This window comes from Pandoraea sp. XY-2 (assembly GCF_004193915.1).
Taxonomy (GTDB): domain Bacteria; phylum Pseudomonadota; class Gammaproteobacteria; order Burkholderiales; family Burkholderiaceae; genus Pandoraea; species Pandoraea cepalis.
On sequence record NZ_CP030849.1, the window covers coordinates 4,287,838 to 4,311,492 of the forward strand.

General features: G+C 63.1%; 19 protein-coding genes and 1 pseudogene. 8 read left to right on the forward strand and 12 right to left on the reverse strand.

The window, feature by feature from the left end:
• Positions 1–184 precede the first annotated feature (184 nt).
• Positions 185–1,150 carry a LysR family transcriptional regulator gene (locus DRB87_RS19340; protein WP_130027044.1) on the forward strand — a complete coding sequence of 322 codons (966 nt, stop codon included), beginning with the start codon at positions 185–187 and terminating at the stop codon, positions 1,148–1,150.
• Positions 1,137–2,210, forward strand: coding sequence for an AI-2E family transporter (locus DRB87_RS19345; protein WP_130027045.1), 1,074 nt, complete (start codon positions 1,137–1,139; stop codon positions 2,208–2,210). The genes DRB87_RS19340 and DRB87_RS19345 overlap by 14 nt, the downstream gene beginning before the upstream one ends.
• On the opposite strand, the gene DRB87_RS19350 is transcribed toward DRB87_RS19345, so the two are convergent.
• Positions 2,192–3,646 carry a tetratricopeptide repeat protein gene (locus DRB87_RS19350; RefSeq protein WP_165385370.1) on the reverse strand — a complete coding sequence of 485 codons (1,455 nt, stop codon included), beginning with the start codon at positions 3,644–3,646 and terminating at the stop codon, positions 2,192–2,194. The two genes, DRB87_RS19345 and DRB87_RS19350, sit on opposite strands and share 19 nt — an antisense overlap.
• Positions 3,647–4,258: 612 nt before the next feature.
• Here DRB87_RS19350 and DRB87_RS19355 point away from each other — a divergent pair.
• The gene (locus DRB87_RS19355; RefSeq protein ID WP_130027047.1) at positions 4,259–5,998 is read left to right on the forward strand and encodes an ABC transporter permease subunit; all 1,740 of its coding nucleotides are present in this window, start codon (positions 4,259–4,261) and stop codon (positions 5,996–5,998) included.
• A gap of 10 nt (positions 5,999–6,008) precedes the next feature.
• On the forward strand, positions 6,009–7,325 hold the full coding sequence (locus DRB87_RS19360; protein WP_130027048.1) for an AAA-associated domain-containing protein: 1,317 nt from the start codon (positions 6,009–6,011) through the stop codon (positions 7,323–7,325).
• A gap of 71 nt (positions 7,326–7,396) precedes the next feature.
• On the opposite strand, the gene DRB87_RS19365 is transcribed toward DRB87_RS19360, so the two are convergent.
• From DRB87_RS19365 to kbl, 3 genes and pseudogenes are all read right to left on the reverse strand, one after another.
• A complete protein-coding gene (locus tag DRB87_RS19365) occupies positions 7,397–8,281 on the reverse strand; it encodes an outer membrane protein (protein WP_130027049.1) in 885 nt (294 codons plus the stop codon).
• A 743-nt stretch (positions 8,282–9,024) separates the two neighbouring features.
• Positions 9,025–9,989: pseudogene (locus tag DRB87_RS19370) on the reverse strand (NAD-dependent epimerase/dehydratase family protein).
• 2 nt (positions 9,990–9,991) lie between these two features.
• Positions 9,992–11,209 carry a glycine C-acetyltransferase gene (gene kbl / locus DRB87_RS19375; RefSeq protein WP_130027050.1) on the reverse strand — a complete coding sequence of 406 codons (1,218 nt, stop codon included), beginning with the start codon at positions 11,207–11,209 and terminating at the stop codon, positions 9,992–9,994.
• A 204-nt stretch (positions 11,210–11,413) separates the two neighbouring features.
• Here kbl and DRB87_RS19380 point away from each other — a divergent pair, with 204 nt between their 5' ends.
• Positions 11,414–12,010, forward strand: coding sequence for a helix-turn-helix domain-containing protein (locus tag DRB87_RS19380; protein ID WP_370363114.1), 597 nt, complete (start codon positions 11,414–11,416; stop codon positions 12,008–12,010).
• A 36-nt stretch (positions 12,011–12,046) separates the two neighbouring features.
• On the opposite strand, the gene DRB87_RS19385 is transcribed toward DRB87_RS19380, so the two are convergent.
• Positions 12,047–12,814 (reverse strand): TetR/AcrR family transcriptional regulator, encoded by a 768-nt coding sequence (locus DRB87_RS19385; protein WP_130027051.1) that lies wholly within the window; start codon positions 12,812–12,814, stop codon positions 12,047–12,049.
• Positions 12,815–13,024: 210 nt separating this feature from the next.
• Here DRB87_RS19385 and DRB87_RS19390 point away from each other — a divergent pair, with 210 nt between their 5' ends.
• Both DRB87_RS19390 and DRB87_RS19395 read left to right on the forward strand, forming a co-directional pair.
• Positions 13,025–14,311, forward strand: coding sequence for an MFS transporter (locus DRB87_RS19390; protein WP_130027052.1), 1,287 nt, complete (start codon positions 13,025–13,027; stop codon positions 14,309–14,311).
• 174 nt (positions 14,312–14,485) lie between these two features.
• Entirely contained in the window at positions 14,486–15,610 is a 1,125-nt protein-coding gene (locus DRB87_RS19395) for an alkene reductase (protein ID WP_130027053.1), read from the forward strand.
• Between the two features lie 115 nt (positions 15,611–15,725).
• Here the strand turns inward: DRB87_RS19395 and DRB87_RS19400 are convergent, their stop codons facing one another.
• From DRB87_RS19400 to DRB87_RS19425, 7 genes are all read right to left on the reverse strand, one after another.
• Positions 15,726–15,989 (reverse strand): type II toxin-antitoxin system PemK/MazF family toxin, encoded by a 264-nt coding sequence (locus DRB87_RS19400; RefSeq protein ID WP_240756066.1) that lies wholly within the window; start codon positions 15,987–15,989, stop codon positions 15,726–15,728.
• 74 nt (positions 15,990–16,063) lie between these two features.
• Entirely contained in the window at positions 16,064–16,207 is a 144-nt protein-coding gene (locus tag DRB87_RS23135) for a hypothetical protein (protein WP_165385372.1), read from the reverse strand.
• 184 nt (positions 16,208–16,391) lie between these two features.
• On the reverse strand, positions 16,392–17,639 hold the full coding sequence (locus DRB87_RS19405; protein WP_130027054.1) for a mechanosensitive ion channel family protein: 1,248 nt from the start codon (positions 17,637–17,639) through the stop codon (positions 16,392–16,394).
• Between the two features lie 167 nt (positions 17,640–17,806).
• Entirely contained in the window at positions 17,807–19,006 is a 1,200-nt protein-coding gene (locus DRB87_RS19410; RefSeq protein ID WP_130027055.1) for a betaine/proline/choline family ABC transporter ATP-binding protein, read from the reverse strand.
• The gene (locus tag DRB87_RS19415) at positions 19,003–19,650 is read right to left on the reverse strand and encodes an ABC transporter permease (RefSeq protein ID WP_130027056.1); all 648 of its coding nucleotides are present in this window, start codon (positions 19,648–19,650) and stop codon (positions 19,003–19,005) included. The genes DRB87_RS19410 and DRB87_RS19415 overlap by 4 nt, the downstream gene beginning before the upstream one ends.
• A gap of 48 nt (positions 19,651–19,698) precedes the next feature.
• Positions 19,699–20,640: a glycine betaine ABC transporter substrate-binding protein gene (locus DRB87_RS19420; RefSeq protein ID WP_240756067.1), complete on the reverse strand. Its 942-nt coding sequence runs from the start codon at positions 20,638–20,640 to the stop codon at positions 19,699–19,701.
• A 20-nt stretch (positions 20,641–20,660) separates the two neighbouring features.
• Positions 20,661–21,395 (reverse strand): ABC transporter permease, encoded by a 735-nt coding sequence (locus DRB87_RS19425; RefSeq protein WP_206100038.1) that lies wholly within the window; start codon positions 21,393–21,395, stop codon positions 20,661–20,663.
• An 888-nt stretch (positions 21,396–22,283) separates the two neighbouring features.
• On the opposite strand from DRB87_RS19425, the gene DRB87_RS19430 reads away from it, so the two are divergent.
• Complete coding sequence (locus DRB87_RS19430; RefSeq protein ID WP_130027057.1) at positions 22,284–23,651, forward strand: diguanylate cyclase; 1,368 nt, start codon at positions 22,284–22,286, stop codon at positions 23,649–23,651.
• The last annotated feature ends 4 nt before the right edge of the window (positions 23,652–23,655 follow it).

Genomic DNA, 23,655 nt, shown 5'->3' on the forward strand with positions numbered 1-23,655 from the left:
TGTGCGCCAGAGATTCCCTAGGGTGATCGGAACATTCGCCGCCGGTCGACAGCGGCCATGCCCCTTCGTTATCCCACACCTAACGCAAGGTGCGGGTCCAGGACAGCATGATCCCCGAACTCAAGTTTCGCAAAAACCAGTTATATACTTCAAAATAGTTCGGTTTTTCCGAAGTCTATTTGATATGTTGAACTACCGTCATCTTTACTATTTTTGGGTCGTCGTCAAGGAAGGGGGCTTTTCGCGCGCGGCGGAGCGTCTCGACATGGCCGTGCAGACGATCAGCGCCCAGGTGCGCGAGCTCGAGAAATCACTCGGCCACCAGTTGCTCAAGCCCGCCGGACGCGGTGTCGCAATGACCGACCCTGGGCAGGCGGCGTTTCGGCGTGCAGAAGAGATTTTTCGCCTCGGCCAGTCGATCCCCGACGACGTCCGCGAGGCCGCCAGCGGTCGTGTGGCAAGGCTCGCCATCGGGCTGGCCGACGGTATCTCCAAACTGGCCGCGCACGCGATTCTCGCGCCGGTGCTCGACACGCCCTCGCTGCGGCTCGTCTGCCATGAAGGCGAGCACGAGCAGTTGCTCGCCGAACTTGCGCTACACAAGCTCGACCTCGTGCTCGCGAGCCAGCCCGCCCCGTATAACCCTACGCTGCGACTCTCGAGCGAACGTCTGGTCGCGTCGCCGGTCGACTGGTATGGGCCGGCATCGCTGGTACGCCAATCCGCGCGAGCCGCGTTTCCTCAATGCCTGGCAGACCTCCCCGTCGTGCTGCCAACCGGTCACTCGGCCCTGCGCGCCCGACTCGACCAATGGTTTGAGGCACAGAGCATTCGCCCGAATATCGTCGGTGAATTCGAAGACAGCGCGCTCATGGCCGTCTTTGCCACACGAGGCATGGGCGTCTTTGCGCTGAGCGAGGCGGGCGCGGGCGACGTCTCGCTACTGCGCGGCCTGCGCTGGCTGGGCCGCCCTGCCGAGGTTTTCGAGGACATCTACGCCATTCGCTCGCGACGTGGCGAATGCCATCCGCTCGTGACGCAAATCATCCGTGAAATCGGCCCGATGGCCGGTTCTGCTATAAGAACGACTGGCGCACCGTCTCCGTCTGCGCCGCCGTCATCTTCGAGGAAACCCCATGTCGAGTCGTAGCGATCAGCGCAAGTTCTTCCACCTCATGCTGTTCGTCGTGACGATCGTGTTCGGGTGGATTCTGTTTCCGCTATTCGGCGCCGTCTTCTGGGGCACGATTCTCGCCGTGCTGTTCCAGCCAGTGCAGCGCCACATGCTCACTCGTCTGCGCGGCCGGCCGAATCTGGCCGCCCTCGCCACGCTGGCGCTGATCCTGCTCATCGTGATCCTGCCGCTTACGCTCGTGATCGGCATGCTGACGCAGGAAATCAGCACGGCACTCGTTCGTTTTCGAGCCGATCTTCCCCAACTCACGGTAGCGTTCCAGCAATTGCTCGACCGGATGCCCGCGAGTGTGCATCGGGTGATGGACCTGGCCGGTGTGCAGGACGTCAACGCGATCCAGCAAAAGCTCGGCGACGGCGCCGCGCAAATCGGCCGCCTGGTCGCGGTCTATCTGGTAAGCATCGGTCAGAACACGGCGCAACTGCTCGTGAGCTTCGGCGTAATGCTCTACCTGCTGTTCTTTCTGCTGCGCGACGGTACAGTGCTCGGCGTGATGGTCCGACGCGCCCTGCCGCTCGAAGAACGCCACAAGACCCAACTGATCCGGCAGTTCACCACGGTCGTGCGCGCCACCGTCAAGGGCAACATTGCCGTCGCCGTGGTGCAAGGTGTACTCGGCGGCTTCATCTTCGCCGTCCTCGGCATCCAGGGCTACGTGCTCGCCGCCGTGGTGATGGCCTTCCTGTCGCTCTTACCCGCCGTGGGCGCGGCCGTCGTGTGGGTGCCCGTGGGGACCTGGCTGTTGCTCTCCGGGGAAGTCTGGAAGGGTGTGGTGCTGTTTGCGTTCTGCGGCACCATTGTGAGCCTGGTCGACAACGTGCTGCGTCCGATTCTCGTGGGCAAGGACACGAAGCTGCCCGACTGGGTCGTGCTGATCGCCACCCTCGGCGGGATGTCGCTCTTCGGCCTGACGGGCTTCGTGATCGGACCGCTCATCGCCGCTCTGTTCATCTCGAGCTGGAATATCTACACGCGCCTGCGCGACGACGACAGCGATCAGGCCGACGCCGGGTGATATCCGTGGGCCTTCATCGGCACTGCCGCCCGCGCTTCATGCACAAGGGTAGCGAGATCGGCCCCGACCTGCGCCGTCAGTCCATCCCAGTCGCCGCGCGGCGACTGGCGATAAAGCGTGAGCGACCGATACCAGTCGCTGTCCCGACGCGATAACTGCCAGCGCCAGTCCGGCGTAAAGCCGACGAGTCCCCAGACCGGTTTTCCCAGCGCTCCGGCCAAGTGCAGCGCCGCCGTGTCCACTGAGATCACGAGATCCATCTGCGCCATGACGGCCGCCGTCTCGGCAAAATCGCTGAGTTTCGCGCCGATGTCATGCACATTGGCATACCGGGCCAGTTCGGCGCGCTCGTCGTCGGTCACATCGACCTGCAACGCGTAGAAATGCGCGTCGGCGCCGAAGACCGGTGCCCAATGCGCAAGCGCCACGTCGCGATGCGGCGGAAACGGCCCGGTGCGCCACACGAAGCCCACCCGCAACGCGCCTTCCTGCGGCTTGCCCAGCATCGACCGCCAGATCATCTCCCGCCCTGCGCTCGAGCGCACGTAGGGCAAAGCGGTTGCCACATCGCCCCCTGCTTTCAACAGATGCGGCAGGCTGAGCAGCGGCAACTGCCAGTCGAACGACGGCACCGGTATGTGCTCGGCAAGCACCGTCACCCCGCGCGCGAAGCCGCCCAGCAACGTGACAAGCGGCGCTTGCACCGACAGCACGACGTTCGCCCCCATCTCGACCAGACGCGGCACAAACCGCACGAACTGCAACGTATTACCCAGGCCCGGTTCGCTATGGACGAACACCGTCTTGCCCGCGAGCGGCGCGCGGCCGTCCCAGAGCCGGTCGCTGAAGCGCCGCCGCTGACCGCCTTCCTGCCAGCGCCACTCGTAGTCATGCCAGCCATGCTCGAAGTCGCCCAGCAGCAGATTCGTCTGCGCCCGGTTGGTGCGCGCGCCCGCATGGTCCGGCGCGAGCTTCACCGCCTCGCGCAAACATTGCAGCGCCTCGCCGAACGCGTGTTGTTCACGCAGCGCCACCCCCAGGTTCACCAGCGGATCGGGTTGCTGCGGGGCGATGGCGTTGGCCAGCCGGTACGCGTCGATCTCTTCGTCGTAGCGGCCCAGGGCACCGAGCGCGCGGCCACGGTTGAAATGCGCCTGCCACAACGCCGGCGCCTTGGCCGACGTGCGCTCGAACCAGCCGAGCGCACGCGCGTTGTCGCCCGCCTGCGCCCAGGTCAGACCAATGGTGTGCATCGTGCCGATGACGTCCGGCGACTGCTGCACGGTGGCGTCGAACAACGCCTCGGCACGCATCTGGCGCCCGGCCTGGAGGCTGGCCATTGCAGCGTCGAAACTCGCCTGCGCGCCCGGTTGCGGCACGAGCGCGATCAGGCGGTCGAAGGCGTCGGCGGCCGACTCGAAGGCGTTGGTGCGCAACGAGACGTAGGCGAGGCCCTCGAGGGCCGGCAGGAATTCGGGGATTGTTTCAGTACTTGGCGCAACTCGGCGATCGCCTCGTCGAGCCGGCCGGCGGCACTCAGTTGTCGTGCACGCTCGCAACGCGCGTCTAATGGCGTCGTCATGCGGCGCATCCTTGCTTGTCTTGGAATGAGAGGGAGTCGGGCCGGCAAGCCACACGACCACCGGGGGCGCCTTGCGCCACCGGCCACTGGCGCCGTGGCCCGATCGAGCGGTGCACACTACACGACCGCACGGCGCGAAGCAAGCCGCGGGAATTGGTCCGCGCAACGCTCATAAAGTTCACATCATCCCAGCCTCATTTTGCGGCACGGCGTCGGCGCAAACGGTCTTAGCGCACACCTCGGGTATCATCTGTCGAAATCTTGATTTCCCGCAGTGCAACATAAAAACCACAATTCCTCTTGGAAGATCCGGTTTGCCAGCGTATGACACGCGCTTTAACATATTTTTACGGGGCAATCTGGTAGCATCCGCTGCCGTCCCTGCGCGCGCGCAACGTCGCTGCCGCGCTGCATGCCGACGCCGAATCTTGTTATCCGTCCGACCCCTCATCCTCAAGAGGTCTTGATGACGCGCGTAGCCCGTCCGTTCATCCCCGCCACTGCGCGACGCCTGCTTCCCAACCGCTGGGATTTCATTGCGTTCCCGATCATCATCGGTTTCCTGATGGTCAGCTCGTCGGGCATCCGTCAGACGTTGGCCCCGCTGGCCAACCTGCAAACCGAAGTCATCTCGCTCGATCCGGCCAACCTGCCCGAGTACGCGTTGCGCACCACGCTGCGCATGCTCGCGGCGATGGTCGCCTCGCTCGTCTTCACGCTCGTCTATGGCACGCTTGCGGCCAAGAGCCGACGGGCCGAGACGCTGCTCGTGCCGATGCTCGACATCCTCCAGTCGGTGCCCGTGCTGGGTTACATCTCGTTTACGGTCACTTTCTTCCTCGCCCTGTTCCCGGGACGCGTGCTCGGCGCCGAATGCGCAGCCATCTTCGCGATCTTCACGAGCCAGGCGTGGAACATGACGTTTTCGTTCTATCAGTCGATGCGCACCCAGCCGCGCGATCTGTCGGAAGTGGCGGTGAATCTGCGGCTCTCGCCGTGGCAGCGCTTCTGGAAACTCGACGTGCCTTATTCGATGCCGGGCCTCATCTGGAACATGATGATGAGCATGTCGGGCGGCTGGTTCTTCGTGGTGGCGTCCGAGGCGATCACCGTGGGCGACAAGACGGTCACGCTGCCTGGCATCGGCGCTTATCTCGCCACGGCCATCGTGCAGCGCAATCTGCATGCCGTGGGCTGGGTGATTCTGGCGATGGTCGTCGTCATTGTGATCTACGACCAGTTCCTGTTCCGGCCAATGGTCGCCTGGTCCGACAAATTCCGTCTGGAAGACACCGTCTCGCAGGCCGCGCCCGAGTCGTGGGTGCTCAACCTGATTCAACGCACCCGCGCGATTCAGTTCCTGCTCCGCCCGTTCGGCAAGCTGCTGCGTACGCTCGCGCGTGCACGCATGCCGCTCTCGCTGCCCGCCGCGATGCATTCCGAATCGAAAACCCCGCTTTCGCGCGTGATCGATTGGGTGTGGGCCGCGCTGCTGGTAGTGCTGGGCGTGGTCGCCGCCTGGAAGATCTACGCTTTCGTGACGGCCGAAGTCGGCGTCGCCGAAGTGCTGCGCGTGTTCGGCTTGGGGCTGGTCACGTTGATTCGCGTGGTGGTGCTCATTGGCATCGCCTCGGTGGTGTGGGTGCCGCTGGGCGTGCTGATCGGGCTGCGCCCGAAGCTTGCCGAACGCATCCAGCCGGTTGCCCAGTTCCTCGCGGCGTTCCCGGCCAACCTGTTGTTCCCGGTCTTCGTGGTGGCGATCGTCCATTTCCACGCCAATCCGGACATTTGGCTCTCGCCGCTCATCGTGCTGGGCACGCAGTGGTACATCCTGTTCAACGTCATCGCCGGTGCGACGGCGTTTCCCAACGACTTCAAGGAAGCCGCCACCAACTTCCGCATTCGCGGCTGGCAGTGGTGGCGTCAGATCATGCTGCCGGGCATCTTCCCCTACTACGTGACGGGCGCGATCACGGCGTCGGGCGGCGCGTGGAACGCGTCGATCGTCTCGGAATACGTGCAATGGGGCAACGACAAGGTTGCCGCGCACGGCCTGGGCGCTTACATCGCGCAAATGACGGAAGCGGGCGACTATCCGCGCATTTTGCTGGGCATCGCCGTGATGGCGCTGTTCGTTGTACTGTTCAACCGCTTGCTGTGGCGTCCGATGTACGCCATCGCTGAAAACAAGCTTCGCCTGAATTAAAGGGACCGTGATGCCGAACGATACCCAACCGATTGCCGGAAAAGAGATCTTCTCGCTCGCCAACGTCGGCCGCGGCTTCCGCAAGGGCAGCGACGAGCGGCAAGTGCTCGACGGTGTGAATCTGCAACTGCACGAAGGCGAAATCGTCGGCCTGCTCGGCCGCTCGGGCTCGGGCAAGTCGACGCTGCTGCGTATCATCGCCGGCCTGATTCAGCCGAGCGCGGGCGACATCCGCTATCTCGGCGAACCGCTCGAAGGACCGCCCGAAGGGGTGGCGATGGTGTTCCAGACCTTCGCGCTGTTTCCGTGGCTGACCGTGCTGCAAAACGTGGAAGCCGGACTGGAAGCGCTTGGCGTCGAGCCGAAGGAGCGTCGCCGCCGTGCCCTCGCCGCGATCGACCTGATCGGTCTGGACGGTTTCGAGAACGCCTATCCGCGCGAACTCTCGGGCGGCATGCGCCAGCGGGTGGGCTTCGCGCGTGCGCTCGTGGTCAATCCCACGCTGCTGCTCATGGACGAGCCGTTTTCCGCGCTCGACGTGCTCACCGCTGAGACGCTGCGTACCGACTTGCTCGACCTATGGAGCCAGCGGCAGTTGCCGATCAAGTCGATCCTGATCGTCACGCACAATATTGAAGAAGCCGTGTTCATGTGCGACCGGATTCTGGTGCTGTCGTCCAATCCCGGCCGCGTGGTCGCCGAGATCAAGGTACCGTTCCCACATCGGCGCAACCGTCTCGACCCGGCCTTTCGCAAGATGGTCGACGACATCTATGCACTGATGACGTCGCGTCGCAACGCACACACCACGCAGAAGATGGCGCTGGAGTTGTCGAGCCCGCTGCACGAAGTGTCGACCAACCTGATGGCCGGTCTGCTCGAAGCGCTGGCCGGGCCTCCATACAACGGCCGCGCCGACTTGCCGGAAATCGCGCAAACGCTGCTGCTCGAAGTCGACGACCTCTTCCCCGTGGCCGAAATCCTCGACCAGTTGGGCTTCGCCGAACTCAAGGAGGGCGACATCCTGCTGACCGTCGCAGGCAAACGTTTCGTGGACGTGAGCACGCAGGAACGCAAGGTGCTGTTCGCCGAGCATCTGCTGCGTCACGTGCCGCTCGCCGCGAAGATTCGCGCCGTGCTGCAGGAACGCCGCGGGCAACGCGCCCCGCGCGTACGGTTCGAGCAGGAGCTGGAAGATTCAATGTCGGACGATCTCGCGCAGGAAACGCTCGATACCGCCATCAACTGGGGACGTTACGCCGAGATTTTCTCGTACAACGACCACACGGAGACGTTCAGTCTGGAAGACGTGGAAGGCGCGACCTGATTATCGTCCGCCGGCGTCCGGCCGGGAATCCAACGCCGCGCGACTCGACTGAGCGCGCGGCGTTGTCATTTTTAGAAGGCGTAGCCCGCACCGACCATCCACGTCTGGTTGATCGTCTTCGAATCGGGTTCGTAGGCGTTCGTGCCCGGCGCAACCTGCGTGACACTTGAGCGCCCGTATTGGAAGCGAGACCACTCGTAGCTCGCGTTCACGTGGAAGTTGCGCGCGATCGCATAGTCGAGCCCGAAGCCAGCCACGACGACCGGCTTGTTGCCGAGGCTGAACGTGTTCTGCGAGCCCGCCAGCGTCATCGAGGCGCCAACCATCGCGCCCGCGCGAACGTCCGCCGTCGCCACGAGCTTAGGTGTGACTTCAAGCTGCCCCATGAGACCGCCTCCGATCACGTGATGGCGATAGCGCTCGTAAAAGCCGTTCGGGTCGCGACTGCTGTCGCGAATCCAGTCCCGGTAGCTGTAGCTCAGATAGGGAATCATCTGCGCATGCCAGGTGCCGAGTTGGAATGGAATCGCCTTGCCGGCCTTGAGCGTGACGTCCGTCGCGGTCGAACGCGTGCTCATCTGATAGTTCGGCTGGACAACACGGCCCGTCAGATCTTGCAGATAACCGCCGTAATCAACGTTGCCGTGCGAGACACGCACCGAGCCAGCGAAATAGAGGTTGGACACGCCGAACAGCTCTCGCTGGGTCGATGCCCCCAGCGCGAACGCGGCGATCGTTCCCCGTTCGGAGTCGCTCTTGCCGGGCGCGATATTTTCCCAGTAATGCAATTGCTGGGCACCCGCGTCGACCCAGACCTGATTGTTGGCGCGCAGCATGGCTTGCTGCGCAGAGACGTTGGCCGCACACACGCTGGCGGCAACGAAGACGAACGCGGCGCGCTTGATGGCGCTTCCGCGATGGCCGCAAGCGATGGTGCGGCGGGTACTAGGCGTCATGGCACGTCCCTCCCAGGCGTGTTCTCTCAGACGACTCGAAAATGGCCATCGGCGTGGCCACCGTTTTTCGGCATTGTTTCAGCGCGTGAAGTGGCATGCAAGCGGAGAAATGTGGATTCTTCGGATCCTTGGCAAATTGAGATTCACGCGGTTCGAGCGATCGAAACGGGAAACGTCGGCGGCATGGCCGTGGCGATTGGCAGATGCGCAAACGGCGGGAAATTTTCCCCGGCCGAAGCGGTCATCGCTGAGGAGAATCAAACGATCCGACCGTGTCAAAAAGGCCACACGTATCGGTATAGATACTGATTCGCGGTCGTTTTTATGCGGTCGCATAATGAATACGGAACCTGCTGGTCATGCACCGGGGGGCGCAGCGACGCGCAGTCATGCAGGTTCTTTCCGCGGCGAAGACCGTGCATCAGACCCGAGAAGACGCAATATGAGCTATTACCATTCGAAAGAAGCCGTCCGCGGGCGGGCCATCAGCTTGACCCCCGCGTACCGCTGGCGCCGACGCGCCTTTGCTGTGACCTGTGCGGTCATCGCCGCACTGGCTTATTACGCGGTGCACCACCCGAAATAAGGCTCACGGCAATCCCCGCGCGCAACGCAACAAGGCGCGTACGACTCGATATCGCACGCGCCTTGCTCGGCTTGTCTCGATTTCCCTGGCAGTGACCGGTTCGCCTTTCGGCGCCATCACCTCCTCCTCAGCGCCGCCGTCACCTCCCCGTTCCCGATCAAGCCGCGTTTCCCAAGACCGGCGCATGCCAGTCGAGCGGCACGTTGGCGAGCATGTCGTCGACCATCGCGTCCAGTCCGAAGGCCGGCTGCCAGTCCCAATCGTATCGGGCATGGGTATCGTCAAGCGTATGCGGCCAGGTCTCGGCAATCGCCTGGCGGAAGTCCGGGGCGTATTTCACCGTGAAGCCCGGCACACGACGTGCAATTGCCGCCGCCAGCGTGGCCGGGTCGAAGCTCACCCCCGCCACGTTGTACGAAGAACGCACGCGCAGGCGCGAGGCGTCGGCATTCATCAACGCTAGTGTGGCACGCACCGCATCGGGCATGTGGATCATCGGCAGCGTCGCATCGTCCTTCAAGAAACACGTGTACGTCTCGCCGCGACGCGCCGCCTGGAAGATCTCAATGGCGTAATCGGTCGTGCCGCCGCCCGGGGCGTCTTGTAGCTGATGACGCCGGGATAACGCAGGCTGCGCACGTCCACGCCGAACTTCGAGAAGTAGTACTCGCACAGCCGCTCGCCCGCCTGCTTGCTGATGCCGTACATCGTGGTCGGATCCATGATGGCGAGCTGGGGCGTTTCGACGGCCGGCGTATGCGGACCGAATGCGGCAATCGACGACGGCCAGAACACGCGCAGTCCCTGGCGTTCGCGCGCCAGTTCGAGCACGTTCAGCAAGCCGTTCATGTTGAGCGTCCAGGCCTGGAGCGGCCGGGTCTCGCCCGTTGCAGAGAGCAGCGCTGCCAAATGGAAGATCTGGGTAATGCCGAAGCGCTCGACCAGCGCGGCCAGTCGTGCGCCGTCGAGCACGTCGAGCGTCTCGTAATGCACCGCGTGACGTGACGGTCCCGGTGCGATGTCCGTGGCGATGACGTTCTCGTTGCCATACTGCGCGGCCAGCGCGTCGACGAGTTCGCTGCCGATTTGACCGTTGGCGCCGATGATGAGGATGCGTTCCATGTTCAACCTTGCTTGAGAATGCCGAGTTCGTTGCCGGCCTGGGCGAACGCCGCAAGCGCCCGGTTCAGTTGATCGCGCGTGTGGGCCGCCGAGAGTTGCACGCGCACGCGCGCCTGTCCGTGCGGCACCACCGGATAGAAGAAGCCTGTGGCGATCACGCCCAGCTCATAGAGCCGCTGCGCGAAGCGCTGAGCGAGCGTAGCGTCGAAGAGCATGACCGGCACGATCGGGTGCGTGCCGGGCTTGATGGTGAAGCCCAGCGCCGCCACTTCGCGGCGGAAGAACGCGGTGTTCTCATGCAATTGCTCACGTCGCGCCGATGAGTGTTCGAGTTCGTCGAACACGGCGAGCGACGTGCCGACGATGGCCGGCGCGAGGCTATTCGAAAACAGGTACGGGCGCGAGCGCTGACGCAGCGTCTCGATAACCTCGCGTCGCCCGGCCGTGAAGCCCCCCATCGCACCGCCGAGCGCCTTGCCCAGCGTGCCGGTGATGATGTCGATCTTGCCGAGCACACCATGATGCTCGTGCGTGCCGCGCCCCGTCGGCCCCATGAAGCCGGTCGCGTGACACTCGTCGATCATGATGAGCGCGCCGTATTGCTCGGCCAGTGCCACGATGCGATCGAGCTGGGCAATCGTGCCATCCATCGAGAACACACCGTCGGTCACGATGATGCGATGGCGCGCCCCCATCGCCGACTGCAACTGGCGCTCCAGGTCGTCCATGTCGTTGTGGGCATAGCGCAGACGCTGCGCCTTGCAAAGACGCACGCCGTCGATGATCGAGGCGTGGTTGAGGGCGTCGGAGATGATCGCGTCCTGCTCGTCGAACAACGGTTCGAAGACGCCGCCATTGGCGTCGAACGCTGCGGCGTACAGGATGGCGTCTTCCGTGCCGAGGTACGCGGCGATGCGAGCCTCAAGGGCCTTGTGCGGACCTTGCGTGCCGCAGATGAAGCGCACCGACGACAAGCCGAATCCAAAGTCTTCCAGCGCTTGCTGTGCGGCCTTGACGAGCGTTTCACTGCCCGAAAGCCCGAGGTAGTTGTTGGCGCACAGGTTGATACGCGCCTGCCCGTCGTCGCACATGACCTCCGGCCCCTGCCGCGACATCAACACGCGTTCCTGCTTGAAAAGGCCCTGACGGCGCGTGTCTTCGAGTCGTTCGGTCAGTTGACGGTAGAAGCCCTCGCGGGCTTCAGGGGTATGTGCGGTCATCGTGCGCCTCTCCTTGGTGCGGGCGACGGCGCCGTTATGCAGCGCCGTCGTGGGATTCCTGCGGCATCGGTGGATACCGACCGGTCGCGAAGGGCTACCCGGCATTGAGCGCTTGCTCTGCTACCATGCAGCCATTCACCTTATCGGAAACTATACTTTATATTGAACTAGTTTCAATATATTGAAAAATTCTAATATCCCGGAATGCATATGGCAAGTACTCCCGCAGCATCGGCGATGTCACCGGTCGCCCCGCCGCCGGTCGGCGACATGATTCAGCAACTGCGCAAAGAGCGCGGCATGACGCTGGAGACGCTCTCACGCGCGTCCGGCGTCTCCAAGTCGATGCTGTCGCAGATCGAGCGCGACAAGGCCAATCCGACCATTGCCGTGGCGTGGCGGCTGGCCAATGCGTTAGGTGTGCGCCTCGACCAACTGCTGGGCGCCCCGGCGGGCGACCCCGAGCCGGTACGCGTGATCGGCAAGCATGAAATTCCGACACTGGCGGGCGCGGAGCACGCGTATCAGCTCAAGATCCTCGGACCGATGGAGCTGGCGGGCAAATATGAGTGGTATGAATTGACGCTGCAACCCGGCGCCGCACTCGTCTCCGAGCCGCACGATCCGGGCACGCGCGAACACTTCACGGTGTTCGACGGCCAGGTCGACATCGAGGTCGAACACTTCGCGCGACGCGCCAAGCCGGGCGAGACCGCCCGCTATCCCGCCGACCGCGCCCACGCGATCCTCAATGTCGGTAAATCCGTCGCACGGGGTCTGCTCGTGGTGATCCACGGATAAGCGCGGGCCGCCACGGCAGCAGCAGCCTGAACGCAGTCAGTCGGCAGCCAGCGCACCCGACATTCCGGCGTCGATGATCTGACGCGCCACCGTCGGTAAAATGCGTAGCGGCGGCGAACCGGGTCCGAAGGTTTGACTCGCTGCATAAGCGCCTTCGAGAATCAGCGAGAGCGCATCGACCAACGGCGACGGCTCCCGCAAACCCGCGGCCGTGACGAGTTCGGTGAAACGCCGCACCATTTCCGCCTTGTAATTCACCACCGACTGGCGCGCGGGATGCGCCGGGTCGGGGAATTCAGCGGCCACGTTCACGAACGGGCACCCGCGATAGCCGGGATGACTCGCCCGCTCGGAGAGATCCACGAAGATTTGCAGCAATTGTGCGCGCGGCTCGCCGCGCCGTTTTGCAACGCTTTCGTCGATACGCGCCAGACTCGCCGTCTGCATGTGATCGAGATACGCCAGAATCAGCTCGTCCTTCGACGCGAACTGGCGATAGAGGCACATTTTGTTGACACCGGCGCGTTTGACGACGGCGTCCACGCCCACGGCGCGCACCCCTTCCGTATGGAAAAGTTCCACGGCAGCGTTAAGCAGATACTGCTGCGCGACGGACGCTGGCGTCACATGCCGCTCGGTCTTGCCCGAGCGCGTCGCTGCTCGGCCCCGGCGCGCAGGGACCACCGTGCCTTCGCGCTTGGCATCCTTCGTGGCCTTCGCGACCGCGGTCGTTTCTCCCCCTGATTTCGCCGGATCCGGCGTCCCAGGCACATCGGGCATGACAGGCGTTGTCGATTTGGCCATGATCCGGCACTCCCCTGAAGCGGTGATTCGCGATGTCGGGCAGCACCCGGATGTCGCAAACGAATACTTGACATGTTACCGATCGGTTCATACCATGGCAACCTAATGTTACCGATCTGTCACAAGCTAACGATTGACCATGGACAGCACGGTTCGCGCAAACGTTCCCGGGACGGCTGACGAGACCGATCCCCCGCAAGGATTTCCGCCATGAAGGCAGCCATCGCAAGGCGCATCAACGGTCACTTCCACTATGGCTGGGTCGTGGTCGGGGTGATATTCCTGGTTCTGCTCGCATCGGCGGGCATTCGCGCGACGCCCAGCGTGATGATGGTGCCGCTCGAGCACGACTTCGGCTGGAGCCGCGCCACCATCTCGCTGGCCATTTCGGTGAATCTGGCGCTATATGGGTTGACCGGCCCGTTCGCCGCGGCTGCAATGCAGCGTTTTGGCATTCGCCCGACAGTCATGGTGGCGTTGCTGCTGCTCGCCTCGGGCACGGCCCTTTCGTCGCTGATGACCGCCCCCTGGCAGATGGTGTTGATCTGGGGCGTGATGGTCGGCGGCGGCACGGGTGTGGCGGCCATCACGCTGGCCGCCACCGTGGCGAACCGCTGGTTCCACACGCATCGCGGTCTGGCGATGGGCATTCTGACGGCGAGTTCGGCCACCGGTCAGATGGTCTTTCTGCCGATGATGGCCGCGATCACCGAGCGTCACGGCTGGCGACCGGTGGTGCTGATCGTGGCGATCGTGGCGGCGCTGGTGCTGCCGCTCGTGGCCTTCCTCTTGCCGGAGCGTCCGGGGTCGGTCGGCCTGCGCCCGGTCGGCGCCCCTGAAGACGCGCCGGATATTCCGCTCGCGCAAGGCAATCCGCTGACCCACGCGTTGTCGGTACTGCGCGTGGCGGCCGGCAAGCGCGACTTCTGGCTCTTGTTCTTCAGCTTCTTCATCTGCGGCGCGAGCACCAACGGCTACATCGGCACGCACTTCATCGCGATGTGCAGCGATTACGGGCTCTCCGAAGTCAAGGGAGCCGGCATTCTCGCGGCGATGGGCATGCTCGATCTCGTGGGCACCACGCTTTCGGGATGGCTCTCCGATCGCTACAACAGTCGCGTGTTGCTGTTCTGGTATTACGGGTTGCGCGGGCTGTCGCTGATTTACCTGCCGTATGCGTTCGGCTTCGATTTCTTCGGCTTGCCGCTCTTTGCGCTGTTCTACGGCCTGGACTGGATCGCGACCGTGCCGCCGACCGTGCGCCTGACGACCGATGTGTTCGGCAAAACGGCGGCCCCGATCGTGTTCGGCTGGATCGTCGCGGGGCACCAGCTCGGTGCAGCGACGGCCGCCCTGGTCGCCGGTTCGCTGCGCGCCACGCTCGGCAACTACACAATGGCATCGATGCTCTCGGGCGGCGTGTGCATCATCGGCGCGTTCATGGTGCTGCGCATTAACAGGCGCGCACCGAGTCAGCCCGTCCCGGCCGGCGCGTAATCCATCGGGTCGCCATGATGCCTCGCACCGGCACACGCATGGCCAAGCGTCGAGGCGCGTTTTGGCATCGACAGACGGCGCCTTTGGTGACGTCGGCGAGATTTCAGCAATTGCCATAACCTATTCAAGTTTTGTGCAGGACAGCATCCCCCCATTTTCACAGGACCCTGAACAATGACGGACTCGCAACACCCACAACTCACCGCGCTCGACACCGACCTCTTCTCGCCGTACCGGCTGGGTCCGCTCGAACTGCGCAACCGTATCGTGATGGCACCGCTTACGCGCAGCCGCACCGGTGCCGGCGACGTGCCGGGCCCGATGAACGCCGAGTACTATGTGCAACGCGCGTCGGCAGGACTCATCATCAGCGAAGCGACCAACATCTCGCAGCAAGGCAAGGGCTATGCCTTCACGCCGGGCATCTACACCGAAGCGCAGATCGCCGGCTGGAAAGGGGTGACGGACGCGCTCCACGCCAAGGGCGGAAAGATCTTCTGCCAGCTCTGGCACGTCGGCCGTATCTCGCACACGTCGCTGCAGCCCGACGGTGCACTGCCGGTCGCGCCTTCGGCGATTCAACCGGCGGGCAAGGCCTTCACGGAACACGGTTTCGAGCCGCACCCGACGCCACGCGCGCTGGAGACCGCCGAGATCCCGGGCATCGTCGAGCAGTATCGTCACGCCGCCGAGTGCGCGAAGCGCGCCGGTTTCGACGGGGTGGAAATCCATGCGGCGAACGGCTATCTGCTCGATCAGTTCATGCGCGACAAGACGAACCATCGCACCGACCAGTACGGCGGCAGCATTGAGAATCGCGTGCGGCTCACACTGGAAGTCACGCAGGCGGTCGTCGATGTATGGGGCGCCGATCGCGTCGGCATTCGCCTCTCACCGGTCAGCCCGGCGAACGATTGCGGCGACAGCCATCCGGAACCGGTATTCACGTACGCGGTTGAACAGCTCAACCGTTTCGGCCTCGTGTATCTGCACATCGTCGAAGGCGCAACGGGCGGTCCGCGTGAGGTTGAAAACGGCTTCGATCTGCAGAAGCTTCGTCAACGCTTCACTGGCACCTTCATGGCCAACAACGGTTACGACCTCGCGCTGGCGATCGAGGCGCGCAAGGAGAACCGAGCTGACCTGATCGCGTTCGGCAAACCGTTCATCGCCAATCCGGATCTGGTGGAGCGCCTCCAGCGCGGCGGCCCGTTCAACGACCTGGATCGCGCCACGCTTTACGGCGGCGACGCGCACGGCTATCTCGACTATCCGACGCTTGAAGATTCGGCGGCATAACGCTCTGTAACGCTCCACAACGCCCCGTAACGCTCCGTAACGCCCTCGCGTCGGATCGTTGCGCTGCGTCAGAAAGGGCTCCTGCGGGAGCCCTTTCTGTCTGCTGAGTGCCATATCAATCGCGGCATGCGTCGTGCAAGTCGTCCGAGACGACGCCCCGGAGTCCTCCCATCGTCGCCCTCAACGCCCCGCTGTCAAGCGCTCCGACGCGGCGCACCAGACGTCGTCGATCAATTGCCCTGACTTGATCAAGCGTCACCGATCCGGGCCGCCCGGCAGACCTCGTCGGGACGCGATATCGAGACGCATGCAATGATGACGTCATCGGCGCAACGATCACCGTGCACGTGTGCTTGTGCATATTCGCGGAAGAGATCACGACACATGGCCGCGTCTTCCTGATCTCACACCCAATGGCGGGGTCCAGTAAAACGACCTACACTTCGCCTCGTTTCACCACGCCCGCGCCTCCTCATCGAAGCCGTTGCCGAAACGCCACAACTGCCGCTCCTCGTCGCTGTCCATGTCGCTCAGTTCAATCGGTGGCAATTCGCGCTGCTCACTCCCCACACAACCCTGTTCGTTTCGTTCATCCATATTCCACTCCGATGTCATTCCCCCGTGATCCCTCTTGTGTGGATTGGATGGCATCGTCGCAGCCCGGACGGTCGAAGTAAACGACGTCGAAAGTATTCCGGAAGTTTCCTGAAGCAAAGCGCCGGCAATCCGAGATGTGTTTCGGACTCACCAGCATTCGAGGTCACTCCCCGTCATTGCGCGGTTACGCCGCCCGCTGCCCTTGCCAGCGCACGAGATCCGCGCCTGCCGGATTCTGGTACATGCGTAAGCCGAACTCGGGCAGGATCGCGAGCAGATGATCGAAGACATCGCCCTGCACGCGTTCGTACTCGGCCCACACCGTCGTGTTGGTGAAGCAATACAGTTCGACCGGGATGCCCGTGGACGACGGCTCGAGCGAGCGCACCATGCACGTCATGCCCTCGTGAATGTTCGGATGCGCCTTCAGATACGCCAATGCATACGCGCGGAAGGTGCCGATGTTCGTCAGCCGCCGGGTGTTGGCCGGTACCGCCGCCGCAATACCCAACGACCCCAGCGCCGCATTCGCCTCTGCCAACGAACGCTGCTTGTCCGTCAAATACGACCCGAGCAGATGCAGCCGCGACAGGCGTGCAATCTCCGCCTCGTCGAGAAACCCGACGCTCCCCGCATCGACGCACAGCGTGCGCTTGATGCGGCGTCCGCCCGACTGCTGCATGCCGCGCCAATTGCGAAAACTCTCCGCAATCAACCGCCAGGTCGGGATCGTGGTGATCGTCTTGTCCCAGTTCTGCACCTTCACGGTATGCAGGGCGATGTCGACCACATCGCCGTCGGCGCCCACTTGCGGCATTTCGATCCAGTCGCCCACGCGCAGCATGTCGTTCGACGTGAGTTGCACGCTGGCGACGAACGACATGATCGTGTCCTTGAACACCAGCAGCAGCACCGCCGACATCGCCCCCAGACCGGAGAGCAGCAGCCATGGAGAACGGTCGATGATCGTCGCCACGATCGCGATCGCCGCGACCACATACAGCGCGATCTTGCCTAACTGCACGTATCCCTTGATCGAGCGCGTGCGCGCATGCTCCGAGAGCGCGTAGACCGTTTGTGCGGCATCGAGAATGCCTGCGATGGCCAGCGTGGCGTAGAGCAGCGTCATCGCAAGTGCGACGTTGCCGACGATCATGAGCGCTTTCGCCGGCAGATCCGGCACCCACGCGATGCCGAACTGAATCACGAGGTACGGCAAGATCCGCGCCACGCGGTGAAAAACGCGATGGGCGAGCAAAGCGTCGTCCCAGCGATTCGCCGTGCGCTGCACGACGATGCGCACCACGCGAACGATCAGGCACTGCGCCACCGCCTGCGCCAGCAGCGCCACCGCGAACAGTATCGCCAACGCACCGGCCAACCGTGCCCACGGCGCGTTGTCGAGCCACGCCATCATTGCTTCCCACGTCATCCTGCAACTCCTTGCCTGCTGATTGTCCCGAGCGTTACGCCGCGCAGGTGAATACAAAAAAATGACGGCCAGACATCGGGCCGTCATTCGTTGACTTGCCGGGCGAATGTCAGTGACATTCACCCATCGACGACCGCGCAAGCCATCGTCTCGAATCAGGCGCCAGGTTACACCGTCGCACCGAACGGAACACTCGCGATCACATGCGGCGCACCTGGCGGCGGCGGCACGGTGATCGTTCCGCCCCCGTTGCCACGCGACTTGCCTGAACTCAGATAGTCCGCGATGGAATCCTGCGTGACCTCGCCGAGGTACTGGTTGTCGTCGCCCAGCACCGGCAACGACGCCAGGTTGTGCTCATACATGCGCGAGAGGAGCACCCGGAGGTTGTCGCCCGCCACCGCCGACGCCTTGAATTCGCGCACCCGCTCACCGCACGCCCCGAGCGCATGGCGCGTGTCACGACGCGCAACATAACCCAACGCGCGCGCATTCTCGTCAACGACAACCAACGAGCGTGTGTCGAGTTCGTCCATCATGCCGTAGGCCTCGGCCAGCGTCGTCTGCGGCTTGACGGTCGGCTGCGGCGTGGCCGCGTCTTCTGCGCGCACCAGCAACAGGCGCTTGAGAATTCGGTCATGTCCCACGAAGCTCGCCACGAACTCGTCGACTGGACGTGCCAGCAACGCATCCGGTTGCGCGCACTGCACCAGCCGCCCCTGACGGAAGATCGCAATGCGGTCCGCCAACTTGATCGCCTCGTCGATATCGTGGCTGACCATGATGACGGTCTTGCCCAGTTGACGCTGCATCTGCAGGAACTCGTTCTGGATCGATTCGCGGTTGATCGGATCGACCGCACCGAACGGTTCGTCCATCAGCAACACGGGCGGATCGGCGGCCAGCGCGCGAATCACGCCGATACGCTGCTGCTGGCCGCCCGACAACTCGCGCGGGTAACGCGACAAATAGCGCTTCGGATCGAGCGCCACCATCGCCATCAGTTCGGTCGCGCGGGCACGGCAACGTGTCTTGTCCCAGCCGAGCAAACGCGGCACGACGGTGATGTTCTCCTCGATGGTCATATTGGGGAACAGGCCGATCTGCTGAATCACATAGCCGATGTGACGACGAAGTTCGATTTCGTTGATGTTGCCGGTGTCTTCGCCGTTGAGCAGAACGCGCCCGGACGTCGGCTTGATGAGCCGGTTGATCATCTTGAGCGTGGTCGTCTTGCCGCAGCCCGACGGGCCGAGGAAGACGCAGATCTCGCCCGGCGGCACGTCAAGGCTGACCGAATTCACGGCGGTCATGGGCGTGCCGTCCTTCTGGACGAAGTGCTTGGTGAGATTGTCGAGTGTAATCATACGGTTCGGATTCCTTTGGGTGTCAGCACGCGCTGCAGGCGGTGCAACAGGGTGTCGGCGACGATGGCGAGCACACTCACCATGACCGCACCCGCGACAAGCTGCCGGGTATCGCTCTGACTGATTCCCTGGGTGATCAACACCCCGAGACCGCCAGCCCCGACGATGGCGCCAATGGCCATCACGCCAATATTCATGACGACGGCCGTGCGCACGCCGCCCAGCACCACCGGCACGGCCAGCGGCAATTCAACCAGGCGCAGGCGCTGCCAGAAGGTCATGCCGATGCCGATGCCCGCTTCGCGAATGCTCGGGTCGATCTGCTGCAACGCGAGGCTCGTGTTGCGCATGATCGGCAGCAGCGAATACAGGAACACGGCGGCAACGGCCGGCGCTGGCCCAATGCCCATGCCATAGATCGACAGCACCGGAATCATCAGGCCGAACAGCGCGATCGACGGAATGGTGAGCACGACGGTGGCCAGGCCGAGCACGGCGCCCGACAGCCAGCGATAACGCGTGACCAGCACACCCAGAGGTACGCCAACCACAATGGCCGCCCCTACCGACGCGGCCACCAGCCACGCATGCTGACCGGTGAGGATCAGAATGCGGTGCCAGTTATAGGTGAGAAATTCAATCATGGGACTCCTCGGTCAGTCACTTTCAGGGCACGCAACGGGCGATCGCCGTCACTGCACCAGTCCTTCCTGCTTGAGGAAGTCACTCGCCACACGCGAAACGGCACGATGATCGATGTCGACCATCGCATTCATGTCGCGCATGTTCTCGTTGTTGATCTTCGCGGACAGCGCGTTGAGTTCGTCGGCGAGGTTGGGATGGGCGTCGAGCACCGCCTGACGCACGACAGGGGTGGCCGCGTACGCCGGGAAGAAGCCCTTGTCGTCGGCCAGCACCTTCAGGTCGAACCCCTTGTTGCGCCCGTCGCTCGTGTAGACGAGGCCGGCGTCGATCTGCGCGTTCTTGAGCGCCGTATAAACGAGGCCCGGATCCATCTGCTTGATGTTGCGTCGCGCGAGATGAAAGTCGTAGAGCTTCTCCATCGGCACAAGCCCGTCCGAGCGGCCGACAAACTCAAAATCGAAGGCGAACTGCATCTTCGGATTGGCTCGAAACCGGTCCACGAGTTGCGACACCGTCTCGATGCCCGCTTCGCGCGCGATATTGCCCGGCACGGCAAACGCATACGTATTGTTGAGCGTCGAAGGGTTGAGCCAGACGAGGCCGATCCTGCCGTCGAGTTCCTTCACGCGCGCATAGGTCTGCTGTGGATCGAGCTTCTCGGTGACCTTGTTGTAGACGATCAGTGAGGTACCGGTGTACTCCCAGACGATGTCGAGCTGATCGCTCTCCATGCCCTGACGCATGACGACACTGCCCAGACCGTTCTTGAGTTCGACGTCGTACCCCAGGCTGCGCAGATACTGGGTCGTCATTTCCGAGAGGATCAACTGCTCGGTGAAGTTCTTGCCGCCGACCGTGAGGGTCTCGGCATGCGCGGTGCCGCACACGGCGCCCGCGACGATCACGCCAAGCGCCAGACAGGCCGCGCCGAGTCGTCGTATCCAGCGCGGCGTCATGCCCTTGCGTGGACGAAATAATGAAACTTGCATAAGTATGGATCTCCTTTGCCTTAGCGGGCAGGGGCGCCGTGACGCGCGAACCAGAGGCCGCTGGCGAAGGCGACGATGCCGTCGAGCATTAGCGCGAGCAGTGCGGTCCCGCCGGCGCCGAGCAGCAGCTTCGTCGGGTCGTTCAGATAGATGCCCGGGAAGATCAGTTGCCCCAGACTGTCTGCGCCGATCAGGAACGCGAGCGGCGCGGTGCCGACGTTGATCGCAAGGGCGGTGCGAATGCCGCCGACGATGACCGGCATGGCGCTGGGCATGTCGACACGGAACAGCACTTGCGCGGGCGTCATGCCCATGCCGCGCGCCGACTCCCGCAAGGCGGGCGGTACCTGCCGCAGGCCTTCATAGGCATTTCTCACGATAGGGAGCAACGATGCGAGCCAAAGCGCGAGAATGGCGGGCCGATCACCGATACCCAGCACGGCCATCGACAGCGCCAGCACGGCGAGCGAGGGCAGCGTATTGCCGATATTGAAGATCTGCACGGCGCGCTCGGCATGCTTTTCAAACTTCGGACGCGAGATCAGCATGCCGGCGGGCACGCCGACCACGATCGCCATCGTCATCGAGATCGCCACGAGCTTGAGGTGCTGCTGCGTGTAATAGACCAGATCACCCCGGTACTTGACGAGCGCATCGACACCCAGCCAATACAGCAGACCGGTGACTGCGGCGGCAACGCCGAGCAGTCCGAAGCCTGCCAAATAGAAAATGCGGTACTGCTTCGCCACGTTCATGCTCCCTTTGAATGGGTTGGCAGCGTTGGCGCAGGGCAATAGCAATCGCCCCGCGTGACAACGCGGTCAAACAAGCATGACAACTGTTAGCTGCCTTGCGAATTGTGAAGTGTTCGCTCCGAAGGTCTGTGGAAGACGACGGTGACGAACCAGGCGTCGCGAAATGCGACATGAGAGACAAGCTTTCGACGCCATGAGCGCCTGGGCCTCTCGGTGCACGCTCATTGAAAGCGCGCGAATGTTCTACTGCATGAACTCATTGCGTGATGGAACGGAATGTCGGCGCAACGAGGAACACCGACAACCCTTTGACTTCTGCTTCTATGGGCCAATCGCGGCGATTGGCTTTTTTTATTCTAGTACAGATAGTGCGTCGCTGCCAAGCCGCCGCCCACCTTACGGGGGAAATCCCATGCATTTCCGTGCAATCTCCGCTCTCATCACGAACAATGCATCGGATACCAAATCAATTGCACGCGCTTCAATCCACCGTCATCACTGGCGTTGCGGGAATTCCCCCGCGCGCGCCCCGAATTTCGTCGACGCACAGTTCCGCACAGCGGATCAGTGTGCCACTCTGATTTATTTTCCGTGACGACGGCATCGCGCTTTCGCGCGCCCGAAAACGTTGCGCGGGCAGTCCGAAATCCGCGCCTCGGCGAGGGTCGAACGGGAATGCAACGCGCGCCATTCGAAACGGATGCCAACCCGAAGAAACTCGTGTATTCTGCGACGTTTATCTTAGTTTTCAACTATTTAGCGAAAAATCGGGGAAACGGGACGGTCACGTGAGGCAACGATCTTGCGGCCAGTCTCAGGCGCGATGGTTGAACGGCAAAAGGGCGATCGTGCGCGAAGCACGAGGTCGTTGATTGGCGAATAAGAACTATGAAAACTACCATCAGCCGTACCGAACCCGGCAATCGTGTCGCCGCAACCACCATCCTGGTCGCGTGCGCCGCACTCACGCTCGCCGGATTTTTCGCGCGCGCCATCCAGGGCGAGGTCAACCCCTTACTGACGTTTTTCCTCGTCTCGGCCGGCGGGATTCTTAACCTGTCGACCGCGTGTCTGCTCGGCGTGCAGTACCTCTACAACGGCAAGCGATATTTCGCGCAATTCGGATGCGCCTTTCTGCTGCGCGGACTCTTCATGTTTACCGAAGGGGTGTTGCTCGCGAACCAGCTCGCCGGCATTGCAACGCATGTCACGCACGCGCCCTTCTGGCTTTGGTTGATGGCCGAAGCGAGTTTCGCGGCGTACGTAATGCTGAGCGTGCGCAGTTATACACGCACGCGCAGCGATCCGCACATCCGTCCCGGCTACAAGGAAGCGGCGTGGTATGGCGCTACCGTGCTCGTCATCTGGGCGACCGTGTCGCTGGCGTTGATCGGCACCGGCCGCCCGCTGATCATGGCGCCTCCGGTCGATGGCATCGGCGTCGAGACGCTCGCCCTATACGCACTTTTCATCGCCTATGTCGCGCTGTGGTGGCGTGTCGCGACCGTCACGCGCCTGTCTCACAAGCTGTTTCTGCTCGTGTGGGTGGTCGTCAGCATCTCGCTGTGCCAGTTGCTGCTTTCGCTCACAGCGCCCAACGACGCGTCGTATCAATGGTATGCCGCACGCCTGCTGGCGTTGGCATCGCCCGGTGTGGCAACGCTCGCCCTGGTCTGGGAAATCACGCGCCAGTATCAGTCGCTCGCGCTCACGAATACGGACCTGGTCGAGAAGGTCTTCGTCGATCCACTCACGCACATCTACAATCGCCGCTATTTCGACAATCGCATCCGCCTCGTGGCCGACCGGGTTCAGCAACGTGCGATCCCCCTGTCGGTGCTACTGATCGACATCGACTTCTTCAAACAGGTCAACGACCGCTACGGGCATCCATTCGGCGACACCGTGCTACAACGTATCGCCGGCACGATCCAGCACTGTATTCGGCTGCCGAGCGATTTCGCGGTGCGCCTGGGCGGCGAGGAGTTTGCGGTGGTGCTGCCGGAAATCGATCAACAGGCCGCCCTGCGCGTGGCGGACCGTATTCGCGAATCGGTCAAGCGCGCGAGCACCGAGCTACTTCCCGAGAAGGCGCGCGACAGAGGCGAGGCCATCACGATCAGCGTGGGCATAGCAACGTGGCAACCCGGCGCGCCGCTCGTCATCAGCGCGATGCTCGAGCGTGCCGACAGGGCGCTCTATCAAGCCAAGCACAAGGGACGCGATCAAAGCGTGCTGGGGCAGTTGGCGGCCTGATGTC

Excerpts from the sequence above, each read along its gene's own strand:
- DRB87_RS19365 (WP_130027049.1), bottom strand. The coding sequence starts at position 8,281 with ATGACGCCTAGTACCCGCCGCACCATCGCTTGCGGCCATCGCGGAAGC.
- DRB87_RS19385 (WP_130027051.1), bottom strand. The coding sequence starts at position 12,814 with ATGGCCAAATCGACAACGCCTGTCATGCCCGATGTGCCTGGGACGCCG.
- DRB87_RS19395 (WP_130027053.1), top strand. The coding sequence starts at position 14,486 with ATGACGGACTCGCAACACCCACAACTCACCGCGCTCGACACCGACCTC.
- DRB87_RS19380 (WP_370363114.1), top strand. The coding sequence starts at position 11,414 with ATGCATATGGCAAGTACTCCCGCAGCATCGGCGATGTCACCGGTCGCC.
- DRB87_RS19430 (WP_130027057.1), top strand. The coding sequence starts at position 22,284 with ATGAAAACTACCATCAGCCGTACCGAACCCGGCAATCGTGTCGCCGCA.
- DRB87_RS19410 (WP_130027055.1), bottom strand. The coding sequence starts at position 19,006 with ATGATTACACTCGACAATCTCACCAAGCACTTCGTCCAGAAGGACGGC.
- DRB87_RS19405 (WP_130027054.1), bottom strand. The coding sequence starts at position 17,639 with ATGACGTGGGAAGCAATGATGGCGTGGCTCGACAACGCGCCGTGGGCA.
- DRB87_RS19420 (WP_240756067.1), bottom strand. The coding sequence starts at position 20,640 with ATGCAAGTTTCATTATTTCGTCCACGCAAGGGCATGACGCCGCGCTGG.
- DRB87_RS23135 (WP_165385372.1), bottom strand. The coding sequence starts at position 16,207 with ATGGATGAACGAAACGAACAGGGTTGTGTGGGGAGTGAGCAGCGCGAA.
- DRB87_RS19390 (WP_130027052.1), top strand. The coding sequence starts at position 13,025 with ATGAAGGCAGCCATCGCAAGGCGCATCAACGGTCACTTCCACTATGGC.
- DRB87_RS19345 (WP_130027045.1), top strand. The coding sequence starts at position 1,137 with ATGTCGAGTCGTAGCGATCAGCGCAAGTTCTTCCACCTCATGCTGTTC.
- DRB87_RS19415 (WP_130027056.1), bottom strand. The coding sequence starts at position 19,650 with ATGATTGAATTTCTCACCTATAACTGGCACCGCATTCTGATCCTCACC.
- kbl (WP_130027050.1), bottom strand. The coding sequence starts at position 11,209 with ATGACCGCACATACCCCTGAAGCCCGCGAGGGCTTCTACCGTCAACTG.
- DRB87_RS19355 (WP_130027047.1), top strand. The coding sequence starts at position 4,259 with ATGACGCGCGTAGCCCGTCCGTTCATCCCCGCCACTGCGCGACGCCTG.
- DRB87_RS19425 (WP_206100038.1), bottom strand. The coding sequence starts at position 21,395 with ATGAACGTGGCGAAGCAGTACCGCATTTTCTATTTGGCAGGCTTCGGA.
- DRB87_RS19340 (WP_130027044.1), top strand. The coding sequence starts at position 185 with ATGTTGAACTACCGTCATCTTTACTATTTTTGGGTCGTCGTCAAGGAA.
- DRB87_RS19360 (WP_130027048.1), top strand. The coding sequence starts at position 6,009 with ATGCCGAACGATACCCAACCGATTGCCGGAAAAGAGATCTTCTCGCTC.